Genomic DNA, 16,608 nt, shown 5'->3' on the forward strand with positions numbered 1-16,608 from the left:
TTTGTAGTGTCCACACAGATTGTTTGATAAATAATAAATTTCAAAATGTACTGCGAAGTGCATTGTGAAATTTTGCTCTTTAAAAATCTGGATCAAGCTGAAAATTGAAACGACACACAGTTAATGTGTGTTCGAGTCTCTCAAATTTTCGCAATCAGAAGTGAAACATCTTCGGGTTGTGAGGTTAAGCGACTAAGCGTACACGGTGGATGCCCTGGCAGTCAGAGGCGATGAAGGACGTGCTAATCTGCGAAAAGCGTCGGTAAGGTGATATGAACCGTTATAACCGGCGATGTCCGAATGGGGAAACCCAGTGTGATTCGTCACACTATCGTTAACTGAATACATAGGTTAACGAGGCGAACCGGGGGAACTGAAACATCTAAGTACCCCGAGGAAAAGAAATCAACCGAGATTCCCCCAGTAGCGGCGAGCGAACGGGGAGCAGCCCAGAGTCTGAATCAGCTTGTGTGTTAGTGGAACGGTCTGGAAAGTCCGACGGTACAGGGTGATAGTCCCGTACACCAAAATGCACAGGTTGTGAACTCGAAGAGTAGGGCGGGACACGTGGTATCCTGTCTGAATATGGGGGGACCATCCTCCAAGGCTAAATACTCCTGACTGACCGATAGTGAACCAGTACCGTGAGGGAAAGGCGAAAAGAACCCCGGCGAGGGGAGTGAAAAAGAACCTGAAACCGTGTACGTACAAGCAGTGGGAGCACCTTCGGGTGTGACTGCGTACCTTTTGTATAATGGGTCAGCGACTTATATTCTGTAGCAAGGTTAACCGTATAGGGGAGCCGCAGGGAAACCGAGTCTTAACTGGGCGTTAAGTTGCAGGGTATAGACCCGAAACCCGGTGATCTAGCCATGGGCAGGTTGAAGGTTGGGTAACACTAACTGGAGGACCGAACCGACTAATGTTGAAAAATTAGCGGATGACTTGTGGCTGGGGGTGAAAGGCCAATCAAACCGGGAGATAGCTGGTTCTCCCCGAAAGCTATTTAGGTAGCGCCTCGTGAATTCATCTTCGGGGGTAGAGCACTGTTTCGGCTAGGGGTCATCCCGACTTACCAACCCGATGCAAACTACGAATACCGAAGAATGTTATCACGGGAGACACACGGCGGGTGCTAACGTCCGTCGTGAAGAGGGAAACAACCCAGACCGCCAGCTAAGGTCCCAAAGTCATGGTTAAGTGGGAAACGATGTGGGAAGGCACAGACAGCCAGGATGTTGGCTTAGAAGCAGCCATCATTTAAAGAAAGCGTAATAGCTCACTGGTCGAGTCGGCCTGCGCGGAAGATGTAACGGGGCTAAACCATGCACCGAAGCTGCGGCAGCGACACTATGTGTTGTTGGGTAGGGGAGCGTTCTGTAAGCCTGCGAAGGTGACCTGTGAGGGTTGCTGGAGGTATCAGAAGTGCGAATGCTGACATAAGTAACGATAAAGCGGGTGAAAAGCCCGCTCGCCGGAAGACCAAGGGTTCCTGTCCAACGTTAATCGGGGCAGGGTGAGTCGACCCCTAAGGCGAGGCCGAAAGGCGTAGTCGATGGGAAACAGGTTAATATTCCTGTACTTGGTGTTACTGCGAAGGGGGGACGGAGAAGGCTATGTTAGCCGGGCGACGGTTGTCCCGGTTTAAGCATGTAGGCTGGTTGTCCAGGCAAATCCGGATAATCAAGGCTGAGGTGTGATGACGAGGCACTACGGTGCTGAAGTAACAAATGCCCTGCTTCCAGGAAAAGCCTCTAAGCATCAGGTAACATCAAATCGTACCCCAAACCGACACAGGTGGTCAGGTAGAGAATACCAAGGCGCTTGAGAGAACTCGGGTGAAGGAACTAGGCAAAATGGTGCCGTAACTTCGGGAGAAGGCACGCTGGTGTGTAGGTGAAGTCCCTGCGGATGGAGCTGAGACCAGTCGAAGATACCAGCTGGCTGCAACTGTTTATTAAAAACACAGCACTGTGCAAACACGAAAGTGGACGTATACGGTGTGACGCCTGCCCGGTGCCGGAAGGTTAATTGATGGGGTTATCCGTAAGGAGAAGCTCTTGATCGAAGCCCCGGTAAACGGCGGCCGTAACTATAACGGTCCTAAGGTAGCGAAATTCCTTGTCGGGTAAGTTCCGACCTGCACGAATGGCGTAATGATGGCCAGGCTGTCTCCACCCGAGACTCAGTGAAATTGAACTCGCTGTGAAGATGCAGTGTACCCGCGGCAAGACGGAAAGACCCCGTGAACCTTTACTATAGCTTGACACTGAACATTGAGCCTTGATGTGTAGGATAGGTGGGAGGCTTTGAAGCGTGGACGCCAGTCTGCGTGGAGCCAACCTTGAAATACCACCCTTTAATGTTTGATGTTCTAACGTTGGCCCCTTACCGGGGTTGCGGACAGTGTCTGGTGGGTAGTTTGACTGGGGCGGTCTCCTCCCAAAGCGTAACGGAGGAGCACGAAGGTTAGCTAATCCTGGTCGGACATCAGGAGGTTAGTGCAATGGCATAAGCTAGCTTGACTGCGAGCGTGACGGCGCGAGCAGGTGCGAAAGCAGGTCATAGTGATCCGGTGGTTCTGAATGGAAGGGCCATCGCTCAACGGATAAAAGGTACTCCGGGGATAACAGGCTGATACCGCCCAAGAGTTCATATCGACGGCGGTGTTTGGCACCTCGATGTCGGCTCATCACATCCTGGGGCTGAAGTAGGTCCCAAGGGTATGGCTGTTCGCCATTTAAAGTGGTACGCGAGCTGGGTTTAGAACGTCGTGAGACAGTTCGGTCCCTATCTGCCGTGGGCGCTGGAGAATTGAGGGGGGCTGCTCCTAGTACGAGAGGACCGGAGTGGACGCATCACTGGTGTTCGGGTTGTCATGCCAATGGCACTGCCCGGTAGCTAAATGCGGAAGAGATAAGTGCTGAAAGCATCTAAGCACGAAACTTGCCCCGAGATGAGTTCTCCCTGAGACTTTAAGTCTCCTGAAGGAACGTTGAAGACGACGACGTTGATAGGCCGGGTGTGTAAGCGCAGCGATGCGTTGAGCTAACCGGTACTAATGAACCGTGAGGCTTAACCTTACAACGCCGAAGATGTTTTGGCGATTTGAGAGAATTTTCAGCTCTGATACAGATTAATCGATACGTTGGTGAAACGTGTTGATAAAACAGAATTTGCCTGGCGGCACTAGCGCGGTGGTCCCACCTGACCCCATGCCGAACTCAGAAGTGAAACGCCGTAGCGCCGATGGTAGTGTGGGGTCTCCCCATGTGAGAGTAGGGAACTGCCAGGCATCAAATTTAGCGTGCTGATATGGCTCAGTTGGTAGAGCGCACCCTTGGTAAGGGTGAGGTCCCCAGTTCGACTCTGGGTATCAGCACCACTTTTTAGGTTAAAGTTCGGCACGTTGTAAAGAATTTGCCTGGCGACAATAGCGCGGCGGTCCCACCTGACCCCATGCCGAACTCAGAAGTGAAACGTCGTAGCGCCGATGGTAGTGTGGGGTCTCCCCATGTGAGAGTAGGGAATCGCCAGGCATCAAATAAAGCAAAAGGCCCAGTCGAAAGACTGGGCCTTTTGCTTTTGTGTTATCTGTTGTTTGCCGATGAGCTTCTTTGCTGCCCAGGGAAAATCTAACTGGCATCGATATGAACATTGCGCAGCAACGGCCCGGAGAGAGGGAAAGGACGTTCGCCATCATTGCTCACCATCAGAGTAAAGGCCCGCTCTTCGACCGGGCCTTTGGTGTTTGTTGGTTCTGAACCCTGAATCTGAAAAGTTTGCCGATAGCGATGGACGACTCATTGCCAGCGGTCTCTGGCAACAACAACGGCTAAGAAAGCTGGCGAACTATCGTCAGGAAGAGCCTGAATGATCGCTTACTTTGGGGAATGGAGTGGAGCAGATACAGGGGATATACCTGTATCTGCGGTTGGGGAAGCGATCTAGCGGGTCAGAGCAACGATCCCTAACGTGAGGCCGGCTACCGCGGCCGCACCCCCGGCGATTGCGCCTGCGGTTTCCCAGTTGTCTTCTGTTGTGCCTTTCATACAGGTATTGGTATGGACTAAGCGGCCTTGCGAGTCATAAACCGGTACGCAGGGAGAGTCATGGGCACAGCCTGCCAGTAGAGAGGCCAGCAGCGCCACGATTAAATACTTTTTCATGATATTACCTCTGGATAATCCGCTGGGTTGTACTGAAAGCCAGTGCAGAACGGAATGGCTTATTTTATCACCGCGAATTGTCCGGGCCGGAGGCCGAAATCATCTCAATATATGAGCCGCGTAAATATCGTGAAGATAAGCCCGGGAATATGCAGAAAAGATGGAGAGAAAGATTGTGATTCAGCGATGCTGCGTGCGATGGCGGTTGCCAGACTGTGGCGCGTTTAGCTGGCTGCCAATATTGCATGCGAAAAAAAGCGCCCGCAGGGGGCGCCTTTAAAACCAGGCCGCGTTATTCAGCGTGCCGGGTAAAACGTCGTCTGACGACCACAAAGAAGACCGGAACAAAGAAGATCGCCAGCAGTGTCGCGGTTAGCATCCCGCCCATGACGCCGGTACCTACCGCATTCTGCGCCCCGCTGCCGGCACCATGGCTAATCACCAGCGGCATGACTCCGAGAATAAAAGCCAGAGAGGTCATCAGAATGGGTCGCAGGCGCATCCGCGATGCCTCCAGGGTTGCTTCAATGATCCCTTTCCCCTCTTTCTCCATCAGATCCTTGGCGAATTCGACGATCAGGATCGCGTTCTTCGCCGACAAACCGATCGTGGTCAGAAGGCCTACCTGGAAGTAAACGTCATTATTCAGCCCACGCAGCGTGGCGGCTAACAGCGCGCCGATCACCCCCAGCGGAACCACTAACATGACTGAGAAGGGAATCGACCAGCTTTCATACAGCGCCGCCAGACACAGGAATACGACGATCAGCGAGATGGCATAGAGCGCAGGCGCCTGGTTGCCGGAGAGCCGTTCCTGGTAAGACATCCCGGTCCAGTCATAACCGATGCCGCTCGGCAGTTTACTGGCCAGCGTTTCCATCAGCGCCATGGCTTCCCCGGTACTTTTGCCTGGCGAAGCTTCACCGAGGATCTCCATAGATGGCAACCCGTTGTAGCGCTCCAGGCGCGGCGAGCCATATATCCAGCGTGAAGTGACAAAAGCGGAGAACGGCACCATTTCGCCGTTGGCGCTACGAACATACATGTTGTTAATGTCGCTCGGCAGCATACGGAAGTGGGCATCAGCCTGAACGTACACTTTTTTCACGCGGCCGCGGTCAATAAAGTCATTGACGTAGTATCCGCCCAGCGCGGCTGATATCGTTTCATTGATATCGGAGAGCGATACGCCCAGCGCCTGCGCTTTTTCCTGATCGACATCCAGTTTGAACTGAGGGGTATCTTCCAGCCCATTAGGGCGTACCCGAACCAGCTGATCCGGATGCTGTTTCACCATGCCCAGCAGTTGATTGCGCGCCTGGGTCAGAGCGGTATGACCGAGTCCGCCCTGGTCGATCAGTTCAAAGTCGAAGCCGGTGGCGGTACCCAGCTCAATAATGGCTGGCATGTTGAACGGGAAAACCATGGCGTCTTTGATCTGGCTAAAGGCTACGGTGGCCCGCTTGATGATGGACTCCACGCTGTTTTCATCGCCGCTGCGCGCTTCCCAGGGCTTCAGGCTGACAAACGCCATACCGGAGTTTTGTCCCTGGCCGCTGAAGCTGAAGCCGTTAACGGTAAAGACGCTTTCAACGTTGGCCTTCTCGTTATGCAGGTAGTAATCAGTCACCGTATCCAGGACCTTCTGCGTGCGCTCCTGGGTAGCACCGGACGGCAGCTGGATCATGGTCAGGAAGACGCCCTGGTCTTCGTCGGGCAGAAAGGACGTGGGCAAGCGCATGAACAGCACGGCCATCCCCACGACGATCAGCAGGTAGATCACCAGATAACGGCCAGTTCCACGTAAAATACCGCTGACGCTGTTGGTATAGTGGTTAACGCTCTGGTCGAAGCGGGCGTTAAACCAGCCGAAAAATCCTTTTTTCTCATGGTGTTCAGCTGAGGCTGGCTTCAACAACGTGGCGCAGAGCGCCGGCGTCAGTACCAGCGCAACCAGCACGGAGAGCGCCATGGCGGAGACGATGGTGATTGAAAACTGACGATAAATCGCGCCGGTTGAGCCGCCGAAAAAGGCCATCGGGACAAATACTGCGGAGAGCACCATGGCGATACCCACCAGCGCTCCCTGGATCTGCGACATAGATTTTTCCGTCGCTTCTTTTGGCGAGAGCTTCTCCTCAACCATCACACGTTCGACGTTTTCCACTACTACGATAGCGTCATCGACCAGCAGACCTATCGCCAACACCATGCCAAACATTGTCAGCGTGTTGATGGAGTAGCCAAACATCGACAATACCGCGAAGGTTCCCAACAGCACCACGGGTACGGCAATGGTTGGAATGAGCGTTGCGCGCATGTTCTGCAGGAACAGATATATGACAAGAAAGACGAGAATAATTGCTTCAAAAAGCGTTTTGACCACTTCGTGAATGGAGATTTTGACGAAAGGGGTCGTATCATACGGATAGACCACCTTCATCCCCTGAGGGAAGTAGGGCTGCAGCTCGGCCAGCTTCGCTTTAATCGCGGTGGCGGTATCCAGGGCGTTGGCGCCGGTCGCAAGCTTAATACCCAGACCAGAGGCAGGTTTACCGTTAATTCTGGCGACAACGTTATAGTTCTCTCCCCCCAGCTCAATGCGGGCGACGTCTTTCAGATGGACGACAGAGCCATCGGCATTGACCCGCAGCGTGACCTTGCCAAACTCCTGCGGATCTTTGAGCCGCGTCTGAGCGATGATTGACGCGTTCAACTGCTGGCCTTTCAGCGCTGGCGTGCCGCCGAGCTGACCCGCGGCGATCTGATCGTTCTGGACCTGCAGCGCATTGATGACGTCCACCGGCGTCAGGTTGTATTTATTCAGCAGGTTGCCATCCAGCCAGACGCGCATGGCGTATTGCGCGCCGAACAGCTGCACATCGCCCACGCCGTTGAGGCGGCTAATAGGATCTTTGACATTGGAGGCGACATAGTCAGAAATATCGTCCTGGGTGGTGGTCGGGTTATCAGAGATAAAGCCGGCGACCAACAGGAAGCTGCTACTGGATTTCTCGACGCTAATCCCCTGCTGCTGTACTTCCTGGGGCAGCAGCGGCGTGGCCAGCTGCAGTTTGTTTTGCACCTGTACCTGGGCAATATCGGGATCGGTACCCGATTTAAAGGTGAGCGTAATGGTTACCGAACCGGCAGAGTCGCTGGTCGACGACATATACATCAGATTGTCGATGCCGTTCATATTCTGCTCGATAACCTGAGTGACCGTATCCTGTACGGTCTGGGCATCTGCACCGGGGTAGGTGGCGGAGATCGCTACCGCAGGAGGGGCGATTGTCGGGTACTGAGCTATCGGCAGCTGCAGGATGGCCAGGCCGCCGGCAATCATCATAATGATAGCCAGCACCCAGGCGAAGACCGGTCGATGAATAAAAAACTTAGACATGGCTGGGTATCCTTATTGCACGGCCGGCGCCGCACGCTCCGCTTCCGCTTTGACAGTGACGCCTGGACGGACTTTCTGTAAGCCGCTGACAATCACTTTATCGCCCGGCTTCAGCCCACTGGTGATAAGCCACTTATCGCCAACGGCCTGAGTCGCGACCACTTCCCGGGTTTCAACCTGGTTTTTGTCATTCACCAGCATCACGGAGGCATCACCACGCGGCGTGCGGGTCACCCCTTGCTGCGGTACCAGGATAGCCTGCGGATCGACGCCTTCGTCTATGCGGGCGCGGACGAACATCCCTGGCAGCAGGACATGCTGCGGGTTAGGGAAGATAGCGCGCAGAGTAATTGAGCCCGTACTTTCATCAACAGTGACGTCAGAAAACTGCAGTGAACCTTTGAGCGGATAGGCCTGGCCGTTCTCCATGACCAGCTCAACGCTTTTGGTATCACCGCCGCGCTGCAGGCTTTCCTGCTTAAGGCGCATGAAGTCATTACTGGACTCCGTCACGTCAACATAGATGGGATCGAGCTGCTGGACGGTAGCCAGGGCATCCGACTGGCCGTTGGTGACCAGCGCCCCTTCGGTGACGCTCGATTTACCGATGCGCCCGCTAATGGGGGAGGTTACTTTGGTGTAGGCCAGGTTGATACGGGCCGTTTCCACGGCAGCTTTGGTGGCGATGACATCGGCATCGGCCTGGCGGGCGGTGGCCACTGCCTGATCGTATTCCTGCTGGCTGATATATTTAGTACCCAGCAGTGGAACGTAGCGTTTCACCGTCAAATGGGCGATAGCGGCCGCGGCTTCGGCTTTGGCCTCATCGCCTTTGGCGCTGTTCCACGCCGCCTGGTAGGTCGCCGGATCGATCTGATAGAGTGACTGGCCTGCTTCGACATCACTTCCTTCAACAAAGTTACGCTTCAGGATGATACCGCTCACCTGGGGGCGGACTTCCGCTACGCGAAAAGCAGAGGTTCGGCCCGGCAGTTCGGTGGTGACTGATAGCGGCGCGCTGTTCACGACATGGACCGTCACCTGCGGCGCCTGCGCATGGGGTTGCTGGTTGTCAGAATTATCGCAACCGGTTAGCAATAAGGCCGAGATAATTAAACCGGATAAAAGTGTCACTCTGGCGTGAGTCGTCATGGCGGTTCCTTATAGATTACGTACCCAATCAGGCGGCGAATCTGTGAAAGAAAGAGGGAATCAAAAAGCAGTTTGCCATCCTACAAATAAACGCCGTTGGATGTAAGAGATACTTATTTTTAAGCAATCAGCAAGGCACGCAAAAACAAAAAAATGGTCACTGTAGTATTGCGATTTATCGCAATTGTAAAAGTTGATAAATAGACATTATTTCAGTGAATGTATTTTCCGGTGATATTCACTTGAATAATTAATTCTCTTTTCGCATCAGGATTAACTTGTCTGCATTTTTGCTAAATAATACTTCATGGCAAATGCTAGATTAATTCTAATTAAGAATATCCTATATTATCTGCTTATCGGGAAGTGGGGCCTTGTATGGCAAGAAAAACAAAAGAAGAGGCGCAGCGCACGCGGCAGCTCCTGATTGAGTCCGCAATCCAGCAGTTCGCCCTGCGCGGAGTAACCAACACCACCCTGACGGATATCGCCGATGCGGCGGGAGTGACTCGCGGCGCGGTGTACTGGCATTTTGCCAGTAAGACGGAGCTGTTTAATGAAATGTGGCAGCAGCAGCCGCCGCTTAGAGATTTGATTCAGCCCAGTCAGGCCATAGAGTACGAACAGGAGCCGTTAAATGCTTTACGCGAGCGGTTTATTGCAGGCCTGCGCTATATTGCTGCGAATCCTCGACAGCGCGCTCTGATGCAAATTCTTTATCAGCGCTGTGAGTTTTCCAGTGATATGCTTTCGGAATACGAAATTCGCCAACGTATTGGTTTTAATTATTCACTCATTGGCGGCATCCTGCAGTGCTGCGTGCGTAACAATATATTGCCAGCCGAAACAAACATTGAGATGATATTAATTGTTTTACACAGTGCTTTTTCCGGGCTGATTAAAAACTGGCTGCTCGATCCGCAACGCTTCGATCTTTATCAGCAGGCGCCTGCGCTGGTGGATAATATAATGGCGGTGGTCTGTGCTGCGCGTTTATCGGGAGGGCCTGCGCTACGGCTGGTGAATTAGTAATGAGTTCTGTTGGCGCAGATAATAAAAAAGGCGCTTCCCCATGCCGAAGAGCGCCTTTTATATCAAGCAAGCAACTGACTAGTATCAGTTCATGCCGTATTTTTTCAGTTTTTTACGCAGCGTACCGCGGTTGATGCCCATCATCAGAGCAGCGCGGGTCTGGTTACCACGGGTGTATTGCATCACCATGTCCAACAGGGGCTGTTCAACTTCAGCCAGTACCAGCTCATACAGGTCATTCACATCCTGACCGTTCAGTTGAGCAAAATAGTTCTTCAGTGCCTGTTTAACCGAGTCACGCAGGGGCTTTTGAGTTACCTGATCCTGAGAGTTAACGGTAGAAACGGTCAGTACGTCAGAATTTACGCGTTGTTCGAACATAGTTCTGTCAGCTCTTTATTTCTATTACGCAAAATTTTCGAAGTATGCCTCCAACGCCTCCAGCTGTTCGCTGGCATCCTCAATGGCGTTGAATGTGCGCCGAAACTGGTCATCTGGAGCATGTTCCTGAAGATACCAGGAGACGTGTTTACGCGCGATTCGGTACCCTTTTGCCTGACCATAAAAGTCATGCAACTCCCGAACGTGCGCACAAAGCAAGCGCTTCACCTCTGCCAGCGGCAGCGGGGGCAGCAGCTCTCCAGTGTCCAGATAATGCTGGATTTCCCGAAAGATCCAGGGTCTTCCCTGAGCTGCACGGCCTATCATCAGGGCATCAGCCCCTGTATAGTCGAGCACAGCTCTGGCTTTAAGCGGGTCAGTAATGTCGCCATTCGCGATAATCGGAATGGAAACTTTCTGCTTAACTGCCCGAATACTGTCGTACTCAGCGTCTCCGTTAAACAAGCAGGCGCGGGTGCGTCCGTGAATAGTCAGAGCCTGAATGCCACACTCTTCGGCCAGTTGGGCAATCTCTACGCAGTTACGGTGTTCCGGTTCCCAACCGGTGCGAATCTTGAGAGTCACAGGAACGTCCACCGCGTTAACGACCGCCGTCAGGATCGACTTCACCTGGTCGGGGTACTGCAAGAGGGCTGAACCTGCAAGCTTGCGATTCACCTTTTTCGCCGGGCATCCCATATTGATATCAATAATCTGGGCGCCGCTTTCCACGTTAATCCGCGCGGCGGCAGCCATCTCTTCCGGCACGCTACCGGCGATTTGCACGGTACGAATACCGGGCTCATCGATATGCACCATCCGTAAACGGGACTTGTCGCTCTCCCACACCTGTGGGTTAGAAGACATCATCTCGGAAACGGTTAAACCCGCTCCCATCTCGTAGCACAGCGTCCGGAATGGTCTGTCAGTAATGCCAGCCATGGGCGCTGCGATCAGGCGATTTCTGAGCTGGTGGTGTCCGATGCGCATGAGTTAAGAAATGACCATACTGTGACTGCAAGGCGGCGTATATTACGCATTTTTTGCACGAGATGAAAGGCCAAACTTTGAGCAATCCTCTGTTGCAGATCAATGAATCCGGGACTAGCGTAAAAGGGATGAATAAATACTTATATTAATCATTGATTTAATGGATGATGGATAATTTGTGTCCATTTATAAAATCATAAAACTTCTCGATTTTTCTTGGATAGACTGGCCGCATGGCGATATAAAACGCTGTTTTTGTAGCCAAAAAAGTGCTCTGTAGTGCGATTTGCCTCTCATTTCCTGGCATTATTTGGTGGCTACTGGAAACAAAAATGCGGCCCGTAGGCCGCATCGCGCTTAGTTTTTCCGGCCGGTAATCCGGCACCACTCTTCCTTCTCGACCACCGGGTCAAGGGTGAAGAGATCGGCATAGGCTTCACAGACGCTTTCCGCCTGGCTGGCAAGGATGCCGGAAAGCCCCAGCAAACCGCCTGAAACGGGCAGGACGCTGATTAATGGCGCCAGCTCACGCAGCGGGCCTGCCAGGATATTCGCGACCACCACGTCGGCTTTCATCGACTCCGGTTGGTCCTGAGGAAGATAGAGCTCCAGGCGTTCAGAAACGCCGTTACGCTGCGCGTTATCACGACTGGCCTGAATAGCCTGCGGGTCGATATCAATCCCGATTGCTTTTGCCGCCCCCAGCTTCAGTGCGGCAATCGCCAGGATGCCGGAGCCGCAGCCGAAATCAATCACCGTTTTTCCGTTGAGGTCGAGCCCATCCAGCCACTGCAGGCACAGGGATGTCGTCGGATGCGTACCGGTGCCAAAGGCCAGACCCGGATCGAGCATCACGTTGACGGCATTTTCATCCGGAACATCGCGCCAGCTTGGGCAGATCCATAGCCGCTCCCCGAAGCGCATGGGGTGGAAGTTATCCATCCATTCCCGTTCCCAGTCTTTATCTTCCAGCTGCTCGATCTTATGCGCGAACCCGGCGCCCAGCAGCGGATGCTGCTCCAGTTGGGCAACGACCGCTTTCATATCGGTTTCAGCATCGAACAGGCCGATTACGTCGGTATCCCCCCACAGGCGGGTTTCCCCGGGCAATGGCTCAAATACCGGCGTATCGTGCGTATCCTGGAAGGTGATCGAGACCGATCCGGCCTCCATCAGCGCATCGCTAAGATCTTCAGCGTTCGCGCCGGTGGTATTTAGTTTCAGTTGGATCCATGGCATAGCAAAACTCTTTATTTATCAGTAGTCAAAATGGGGGACTGTGGGGCGGGACGACCGAAACTGTTCCCCGCCACAAACGCCAGCAAACTCAGCAGCAGCGCGGGAACGATCGGGTGAAAGCCCAGAAACTGCACTTTCAGCGTGGCCAGTACGGCATACAGGACGCCGCCTACGATCATCGCGCTCAGCGCGCCAGCCGCGTTGGCGCGTTCCCAGTAAAGGCCCAGCACCAGCGGCCACAGGAAGACGGCTTCCAGGCCGCCGAAGGCCAGCAGGTTCAGCCAGATTATCATCTCCGGCGGCCGCCAGGCCGCGAGCAGCAACAAGACCCCCAGCAGGAGCGTGATGCCGGCGGACATGCGTTTAAGCCGCTTTTCGTTAGTCGCCTGATCCGGCCGCCAGTTCAGGTACAGATCTTTGATGATCGTAGCGGAACTTTGCAGAAGTTGGGCATTGATCGTCGACATAATCGCCGCCATCGGCGCGGCAAGGAAGATCCCGGCGGCAAAGGGCGGAAGCACTTTAACCATCAGCGTCGGGATCACCAGATCCGGCACGGTTAAATCGGGGATCACCGCCCGGCCTAATGCCCCAGCCAGATGAATGCCAAACATCAGGATCGCCACCACGATGGTGCCGATAATGATGCCGCGATGCACGGCTTTGCTGTCTTTGTAGGAGATACAGCGCACTGCGGTATGTGGCAGACCAATAACGCCGAAGCAGACCAGCACCCAAAACGAGGCCATAAAGGTTGGCGAGAGGATATCCTCCGCGCCCTGCGGGGACACCAGCTTGACGTCGATCGACTGCAGCGTCTCTACCGCATGGCCAACCCCCCCGGCGGCGTGGATCACGCCCACCAGCAGCACGATCGTGCCGATCAGCATTACCATGCCCTGCATCGTGTCGTTGAGCACGCTGGCGCGAAAGCCGCCATAGGCGGTATACAGCGCGATGCTGACCCCGAAGATCAGCAGGCCGGTATCGTAAGGAATACCGGCAGCCGTCTCCAGCAGGCGGGCGCCGCCGATAAACTGGACGGTCATGGCGCCGACAAAGGCCACCAGCAGACTCAGGCTGGCCAGCCAGACCAGCAGGCGACTCTGATAGCGCGCAAACAGCATGTCATTGAGGGTGACAGCATTATAGCGACGCGCAAGGATGGCGAATTTTTTCCCCAGCACGCCCAGCGACAGCCAGATGGCGGGGAGCTGGATCATCGCCAGCAGCACCCAGCCCAGGCCGTATTTATAGGCGGCGCCGGGTCCGCCGATAAATGAGCTGGCGCTGATATAGGTGGCGGTTAGCGTCATGGCCAGCACGAAGCCGCCCATCGAGCGGCTGCCGAGAAAGTACTCATTAAGAAAGCTACCTGAGGCGCGTTTTCTCATGGCGTAGAGGGATAAACCGAACACCACCACCAGGTAGGCGATCAGGGGAATAATGACCTCAAACTGCATCATCGTCCTCCAGAGAAATATCGCGGAAAATCAGTTTGACCATCGCCCAGCACAGCAGAATGAACAGCAGCGGTACCAGCAGGCAGGCCATTTCAAACCAGTGTGGCAGGCCGGTAAAGCCAATAGCCACCCCCGGCAGATAGGCGGCGGCCAGCCAGGCGGCAAGGTAGAGAAGGGTCAGCCACAGCGCCCAGCGCGCTTCTTTGTGGGCCTGAACAAAGCGTTTGTCCATTTTTTGTCCCTTGAGGATGAAGAAAGCGGGGATTGTACCGCATGGTATAGATGAGGAGAGAGAAAAAGAAAAAAGGCCGGTTTACCCGGCCTTTTGCTGAGAGAGCAGAATTATTTTTCCTGCAAGCCGAGTTTTTTCTCCAGATAGTGGATATTGGTGCCACCATGCTGGAAATTCTCGTCGCTCATAATGCGCATCTGCAGATCGACGTTGGTTTTGATGCCATCGATGATCAGCTCCTGCAGCGCATTCTTCATGCGGGCAATCGCCACGTCACGGCTTTCGCCGTAGCAGATCAGTTTACCGATCATGGAGTCATAGTACGGCGGTACGGTGTAACCGGCGTAAATATGTGACTCCCAGCGCACGCCAAAGCCACCCGGCGCGTGGAAACGGGTGATTTTGCCCGGGCTCGGCAGGAAGGTGTTCGGGTCTTCGGCGTTGATACGGCATTCCACCGCATGGCCGCGAACTACCACTTCATCCTGCTTGATGGACAGCGGCTGGCCGGCTGCGATACGCAGCTGCTCTTTGATCAGGTCAACGCCGGTGATCATTTCAGTTACCGGATGCTCTACCTGGATACGGGTGTTCATTTCAATGAAGTAGAACTCGCCGTTTTCGAACAGGAACTCAAAGGTACCCGCCCCGCGGTAGCCGATATCCACACAGGCTTTCGCGCAACGCTCGCCGATGTAGCGACGCAGTTCCGGGGTGATGCCCGGCGCCGGCGCTTCTTCGACCACTTTCTGATGACGGCGCTGCATGGAGCAGTCGCGTTCAGCCAGATAGATCGCGTTACCCTGACCATCCGCCAGCACCTGAATTTCAATGTGGCGTGGGTTTTCCAGGTATTTCTCCATGTAGACCATGTCGTTGTTGAAAGCCGCTTTGGCTTCCGCTTTGGTCATGGAGATGGATTGCGCCAGTTCAGCGTCGCTACGTACAACGCGCATACCGCGACCGCCGCCGCCGCCGGAGGCTTTGATGATCACCGGATAGCCGATGCGTTTGGCATGGGCGCGGTTAGCGTCCATGTCGTCGGTCAGCGGGCCGTCAGAACCCGGAACGGTCGGGACGCCGGCTTTCTTCATGGCGGTGATCGCGGACACTTTGTCGCCCATCAGGCGGATAGTGTCGGCTTTCGGGCCGATGAAGATAAAGCCGGAACGCTCAACCTGCTCAGCAAAATTAGCGTTCTCAGAGAGGAAGCCATAACCCGGGTGAATCGCTACCGCGCCAGTGATCTCAGCGGCGCTGATAATGGCCGGAATGTTCAGATAGCTTTTTACGGACGGAGCCGGACCGATGCAGACCGTCTCATCCGCTAACAATACGTGTTTTAGATCGCGATCCGCAGTGGAGTGCACAGCGACAGTCTTGATGCCCAGTTCTTTACAGGCACGCAGGATGCGCAGTGCGATCTCGCCACGGTTAGCGATGACAATTTTATCCAGCATGTTCGCCTCGTTACTCGATAACTACCAGCGGCTCGTCGAATTCTACTGGTTGGCCGCTTTCGATCAGAATGGCTTTCACCACGCCGGCTTTGTCGGCTTCGATCTGGTTCATCATTTTCATCGCTTCGACGATGCACAGGGTGTCGCCCACGTTAACTTTCTGGCCAACTTCCACAAACGCTTTCGCGTCCGGGCTCGGCGTACGATAGAAAGTACCAACCATCGGGGAACGTACGATGTGACCACTGATTTCCGCTTTCGCCGGCGCTTCAGCCGCAGCAGCTGGTGCGGCAGTCGCGGCGGCAGGCGCCTGAGGCTGCATCATCGGCGCAGCATAAGCCTGCTGCATAACCGGATAGCTTGCGGCCGGTGCAGAGCGGCTGATGCGAACAGACTCTTCGCCTTCAGAAATTTCCAGTTCGGAGATACCTGATTCTTCAACCAGCTCGATCAGTTTTTTAATCTTACGAATATCCATGAGTGGGTTCCGTACTCTTTGTTTAGTGTGATTGTGACAGGCGTTTTACCGCCGTCTGTAAAGCGTATGAATAACCATCCGCCCCCAGCCCGCAAATGACGCCAGCGGCGACATCTGACAGATACGAGTGCTGGCGGAAGGGTTCGCGTGCATGCACATTGCTCAGGTGAATCTCGATAAACGGGATGTTCACGGCGAGCAAAGCGTCACGGATTGCTACGCTGGTATGCGTGAACGCGGCCGGATTAATCAGGATATAGTCCACGTTGTCTTTAGCCTGATGAATTCGGTCGATTAACGCATGCTCCGCGTTGGACTGCAGGTGATCCAGACTCACATTCAGCGCCGCCGCTTCAGATGTTAAACGGTTAACAATTTCAGCCAGCGTGAGAGGGCCATACTTCTCAGGCTCGCGGGTACCGAGCATGTTAATGTTTGGACCATTCAAAAGCAAAATGTGAAACTTCACTGCCATTGTGTGGCGATCTCCTGCCATTTTCGGGTAAAAAACAACATATACCTTCAATGCGCCCTTGTCACCTTTTCAGGGTCAGAAAACCCCGTCAGGAAAACCAAAGTCGCACATTATAACGATTTCGTAGCAATTGG

Annotated in this window: 11 protein-coding genes, 1 tRNA gene, 3 rRNA genes and 1 pseudogene; 5 read left to right on the top strand and 11 right to left on the bottom strand. The window is 54.1% G+C overall.

Annotated features, from left to right (window positions below; all coding sequences use genetic code 11):
* The first annotated feature begins 182 nt into the window (after window positions 1-182).
* From AB1E37_RS02215 to rrf (AB1E37_RS02230), 4 genes are all read left to right on the top strand, one after another.
* Window positions 183-3,083, top strand: a 23S ribosomal RNA gene (locus AB1E37_RS02215).
* A gap of 96 nt (window positions 3,084-3,179) precedes the next feature.
* Window positions 3,180-3,295 (top strand): 5S ribosomal RNA (rrf, locus tag AB1E37_RS02220).
* Window positions 3,296-3,309: 14 nt separating this feature from the next.
* Window positions 3,310-3,385, top strand: a tRNA-Thr gene (locus AB1E37_RS02225).
* 38 nt (window positions 3,386-3,423) lie between these two features.
* Window positions 3,424-3,539, top strand: a 5S ribosomal RNA gene (rrf, locus tag AB1E37_RS02230).
* A 408-nt stretch (window positions 3,540-3,947) separates the two neighbouring features.
* Here the strand turns inward: rrf (AB1E37_RS02230) and AB1E37_RS02235 are convergent.
* The 3 genes from AB1E37_RS02235 to AB1E37_RS02245 all read right to left on the bottom strand — a co-directional run bounded on the left by AB1E37_RS02235 (window position 3,948) and on the right by AB1E37_RS02245 (window position 8,724).
* On the bottom strand, window positions 3,948-4,169 hold the full coding sequence (locus AB1E37_RS02235) for a membrane protein (protein WP_002919103.1): 222 nt from the start codon (window positions 4,167-4,169) through the stop codon (window positions 3,948-3,950).
* Between the two features lie 292 nt (window positions 4,170-4,461).
* Window positions 4,462-7,572: an efflux RND transporter permease subunit gene (locus AB1E37_RS02240; RefSeq protein ID WP_110218126.1), complete on the bottom strand. Its 3,111-nt coding sequence runs from the start codon at window positions 7,570-7,572 to the stop codon at window positions 4,462-4,464.
* Between the two features lie 12 nt (window positions 7,573-7,584).
* Window positions 7,585-8,724, bottom strand: coding sequence for an efflux RND transporter periplasmic adaptor subunit (locus AB1E37_RS02245; RefSeq protein WP_002919101.1), 1,140 nt, complete (start codon window positions 8,722-8,724; stop codon window positions 7,585-7,587).
* Window positions 8,725-9,102: 378 nt separating this feature from the next.
* Between AB1E37_RS02245 and envR the strand changes: the two genes are divergently transcribed.
* Window positions 9,103-9,753, top strand: coding sequence for an acrEF/envCD operon transcriptional regulator (gene envR / locus AB1E37_RS02250; RefSeq protein WP_032417626.1), 651 nt, complete (start codon window positions 9,103-9,105; stop codon window positions 9,751-9,753).
* 87 nt (window positions 9,754-9,840) lie between these two features.
* Here the strand turns inward: envR and fis are convergent, their stop codons facing one another.
* The 8 genes and pseudogenes from fis to aroQ form a co-directional block, all read right to left on the bottom strand.
* Entirely contained in the window at window positions 9,841-10,137 is a 297-nt protein-coding gene (fis, locus tag AB1E37_RS02255) for a DNA-binding transcriptional regulator Fis (protein ID WP_000462905.1), read from the bottom strand.
* Window positions 10,119-11,127 (bottom strand): annotated as a pseudogene (dusB, locus tag AB1E37_RS02260) (tRNA dihydrouridine synthase DusB). The gene fis and the pseudogene dusB overlap by 19 nt, the downstream one beginning before the upstream one ends.
* Window positions 11,128-11,484: 357 nt before the next feature.
* Complete coding sequence (gene prmA, locus AB1E37_RS02265; RefSeq protein ID WP_004144971.1) at window positions 11,485-12,366, bottom strand: 50S ribosomal protein L11 methyltransferase; 882 nt, start codon at window positions 12,364-12,366, stop codon at window positions 11,485-11,487.
* Window positions 12,367-12,377: 11 nt separating this feature from the next.
* Complete coding sequence (gene panF / locus AB1E37_RS02270) at window positions 12,378-13,829, bottom strand: sodium/pantothenate symporter (RefSeq protein ID WP_032448156.1); 1,452 nt, start codon at window positions 13,827-13,829, stop codon at window positions 12,378-12,380.
* On the bottom strand, window positions 13,819-14,061 hold the full coding sequence (locus AB1E37_RS02275; protein WP_002918740.1) for a YhdT family protein: 243 nt from the start codon (window positions 14,059-14,061) through the stop codon (window positions 13,819-13,821). The genes panF and AB1E37_RS02275 overlap by 11 nt, the downstream gene beginning before the upstream one ends.
* A 110-nt stretch (window positions 14,062-14,171) precedes the next feature.
* Window positions 14,172-15,521, bottom strand: coding sequence for an acetyl-CoA carboxylase biotin carboxylase subunit (gene accC / locus AB1E37_RS02280; protein ID WP_004174096.1), 1,350 nt, complete (start codon window positions 15,519-15,521; stop codon window positions 14,172-14,174).
* Between the two features lie 10 nt (window positions 15,522-15,531).
* Complete coding sequence (gene accB, locus AB1E37_RS02285) at window positions 15,532-15,999, bottom strand: acetyl-CoA carboxylase biotin carboxyl carrier protein (RefSeq protein WP_002918736.1); 468 nt, start codon at window positions 15,997-15,999, stop codon at window positions 15,532-15,534.
* A gap of 22 nt (window positions 16,000-16,021) precedes the next feature.
* Window positions 16,022-16,474: a type II 3-dehydroquinate dehydratase gene (aroQ, locus tag AB1E37_RS02290; RefSeq protein WP_004174104.1), complete on the bottom strand. Its 453-nt coding sequence runs from the start codon at window positions 16,472-16,474 to the stop codon at window positions 16,022-16,024.
* Window positions 16,475-16,608 lie beyond the last annotated feature (134 nt).

Source organism: Klebsiella sp. Shm-1, from assembly GCF_040804525.1.
In the GTDB taxonomy this organism is placed as follows: domain Bacteria; phylum Pseudomonadota; class Gammaproteobacteria; order Enterobacterales; family Enterobacteriaceae; genus Klebsiella; species Klebsiella pneumoniae.

Excerpts from the sequence above, each read along its gene's own strand:
- AB1E37_RS02235 (WP_002919103.1), bottom strand. The coding sequence starts at position 4,169 with ATGAAAAAGTATTTAATCGTGGCGCTGCTGGCCTCTCTACTGGCAGGC.
- AB1E37_RS02240 (WP_110218126.1), bottom strand. The coding sequence starts at position 7,572 with ATGTCTAAGTTTTTTATTCATCGACCGGTCTTCGCCTGGGTGCTGGCT.
- AB1E37_RS02245 (WP_002919101.1), bottom strand. The coding sequence starts at position 8,724 with ATGACGACTCACGCCAGAGTGACACTTTTATCCGGTTTAATTATCTCG.
- envR (WP_032417626.1), top strand. The coding sequence starts at position 9,103 with ATGGCAAGAAAAACAAAAGAAGAGGCGCAGCGCACGCGGCAGCTCCTG.
- fis (WP_000462905.1), bottom strand. The coding sequence starts at position 10,137 with ATGTTCGAACAACGCGTAAATTCTGACGTACTGACCGTTTCTACCGTT.
- prmA (WP_004144971.1), bottom strand. The coding sequence starts at position 12,366 with ATGCCATGGATCCAACTGAAACTAAATACCACCGGCGCGAACGCTGAA.
- panF (WP_032448156.1), bottom strand. The coding sequence starts at position 13,829 with ATGCAGTTTGAGGTCATTATTCCCCTGATCGCCTACCTGGTGGTGGTG.
- AB1E37_RS02275 (WP_002918740.1), bottom strand. The coding sequence starts at position 14,061 with ATGGACAAACGCTTTGTTCAGGCCCACAAAGAAGCGCGCTGGGCGCTG.
- accC (WP_004174096.1), bottom strand. The coding sequence starts at position 15,521 with ATGCTGGATAAAATTGTCATCGCTAACCGTGGCGAGATCGCACTGCGC.
- accB (WP_002918736.1), bottom strand. The coding sequence starts at position 15,999 with ATGGATATTCGTAAGATTAAAAAACTGATCGAGCTGGTTGAAGAATCA.
- aroQ (WP_004174104.1), bottom strand. The coding sequence starts at position 16,474 with ATGGCAGTGAAGTTTCACATTTTGCTTTTGAATGGTCCAAACATTAAC.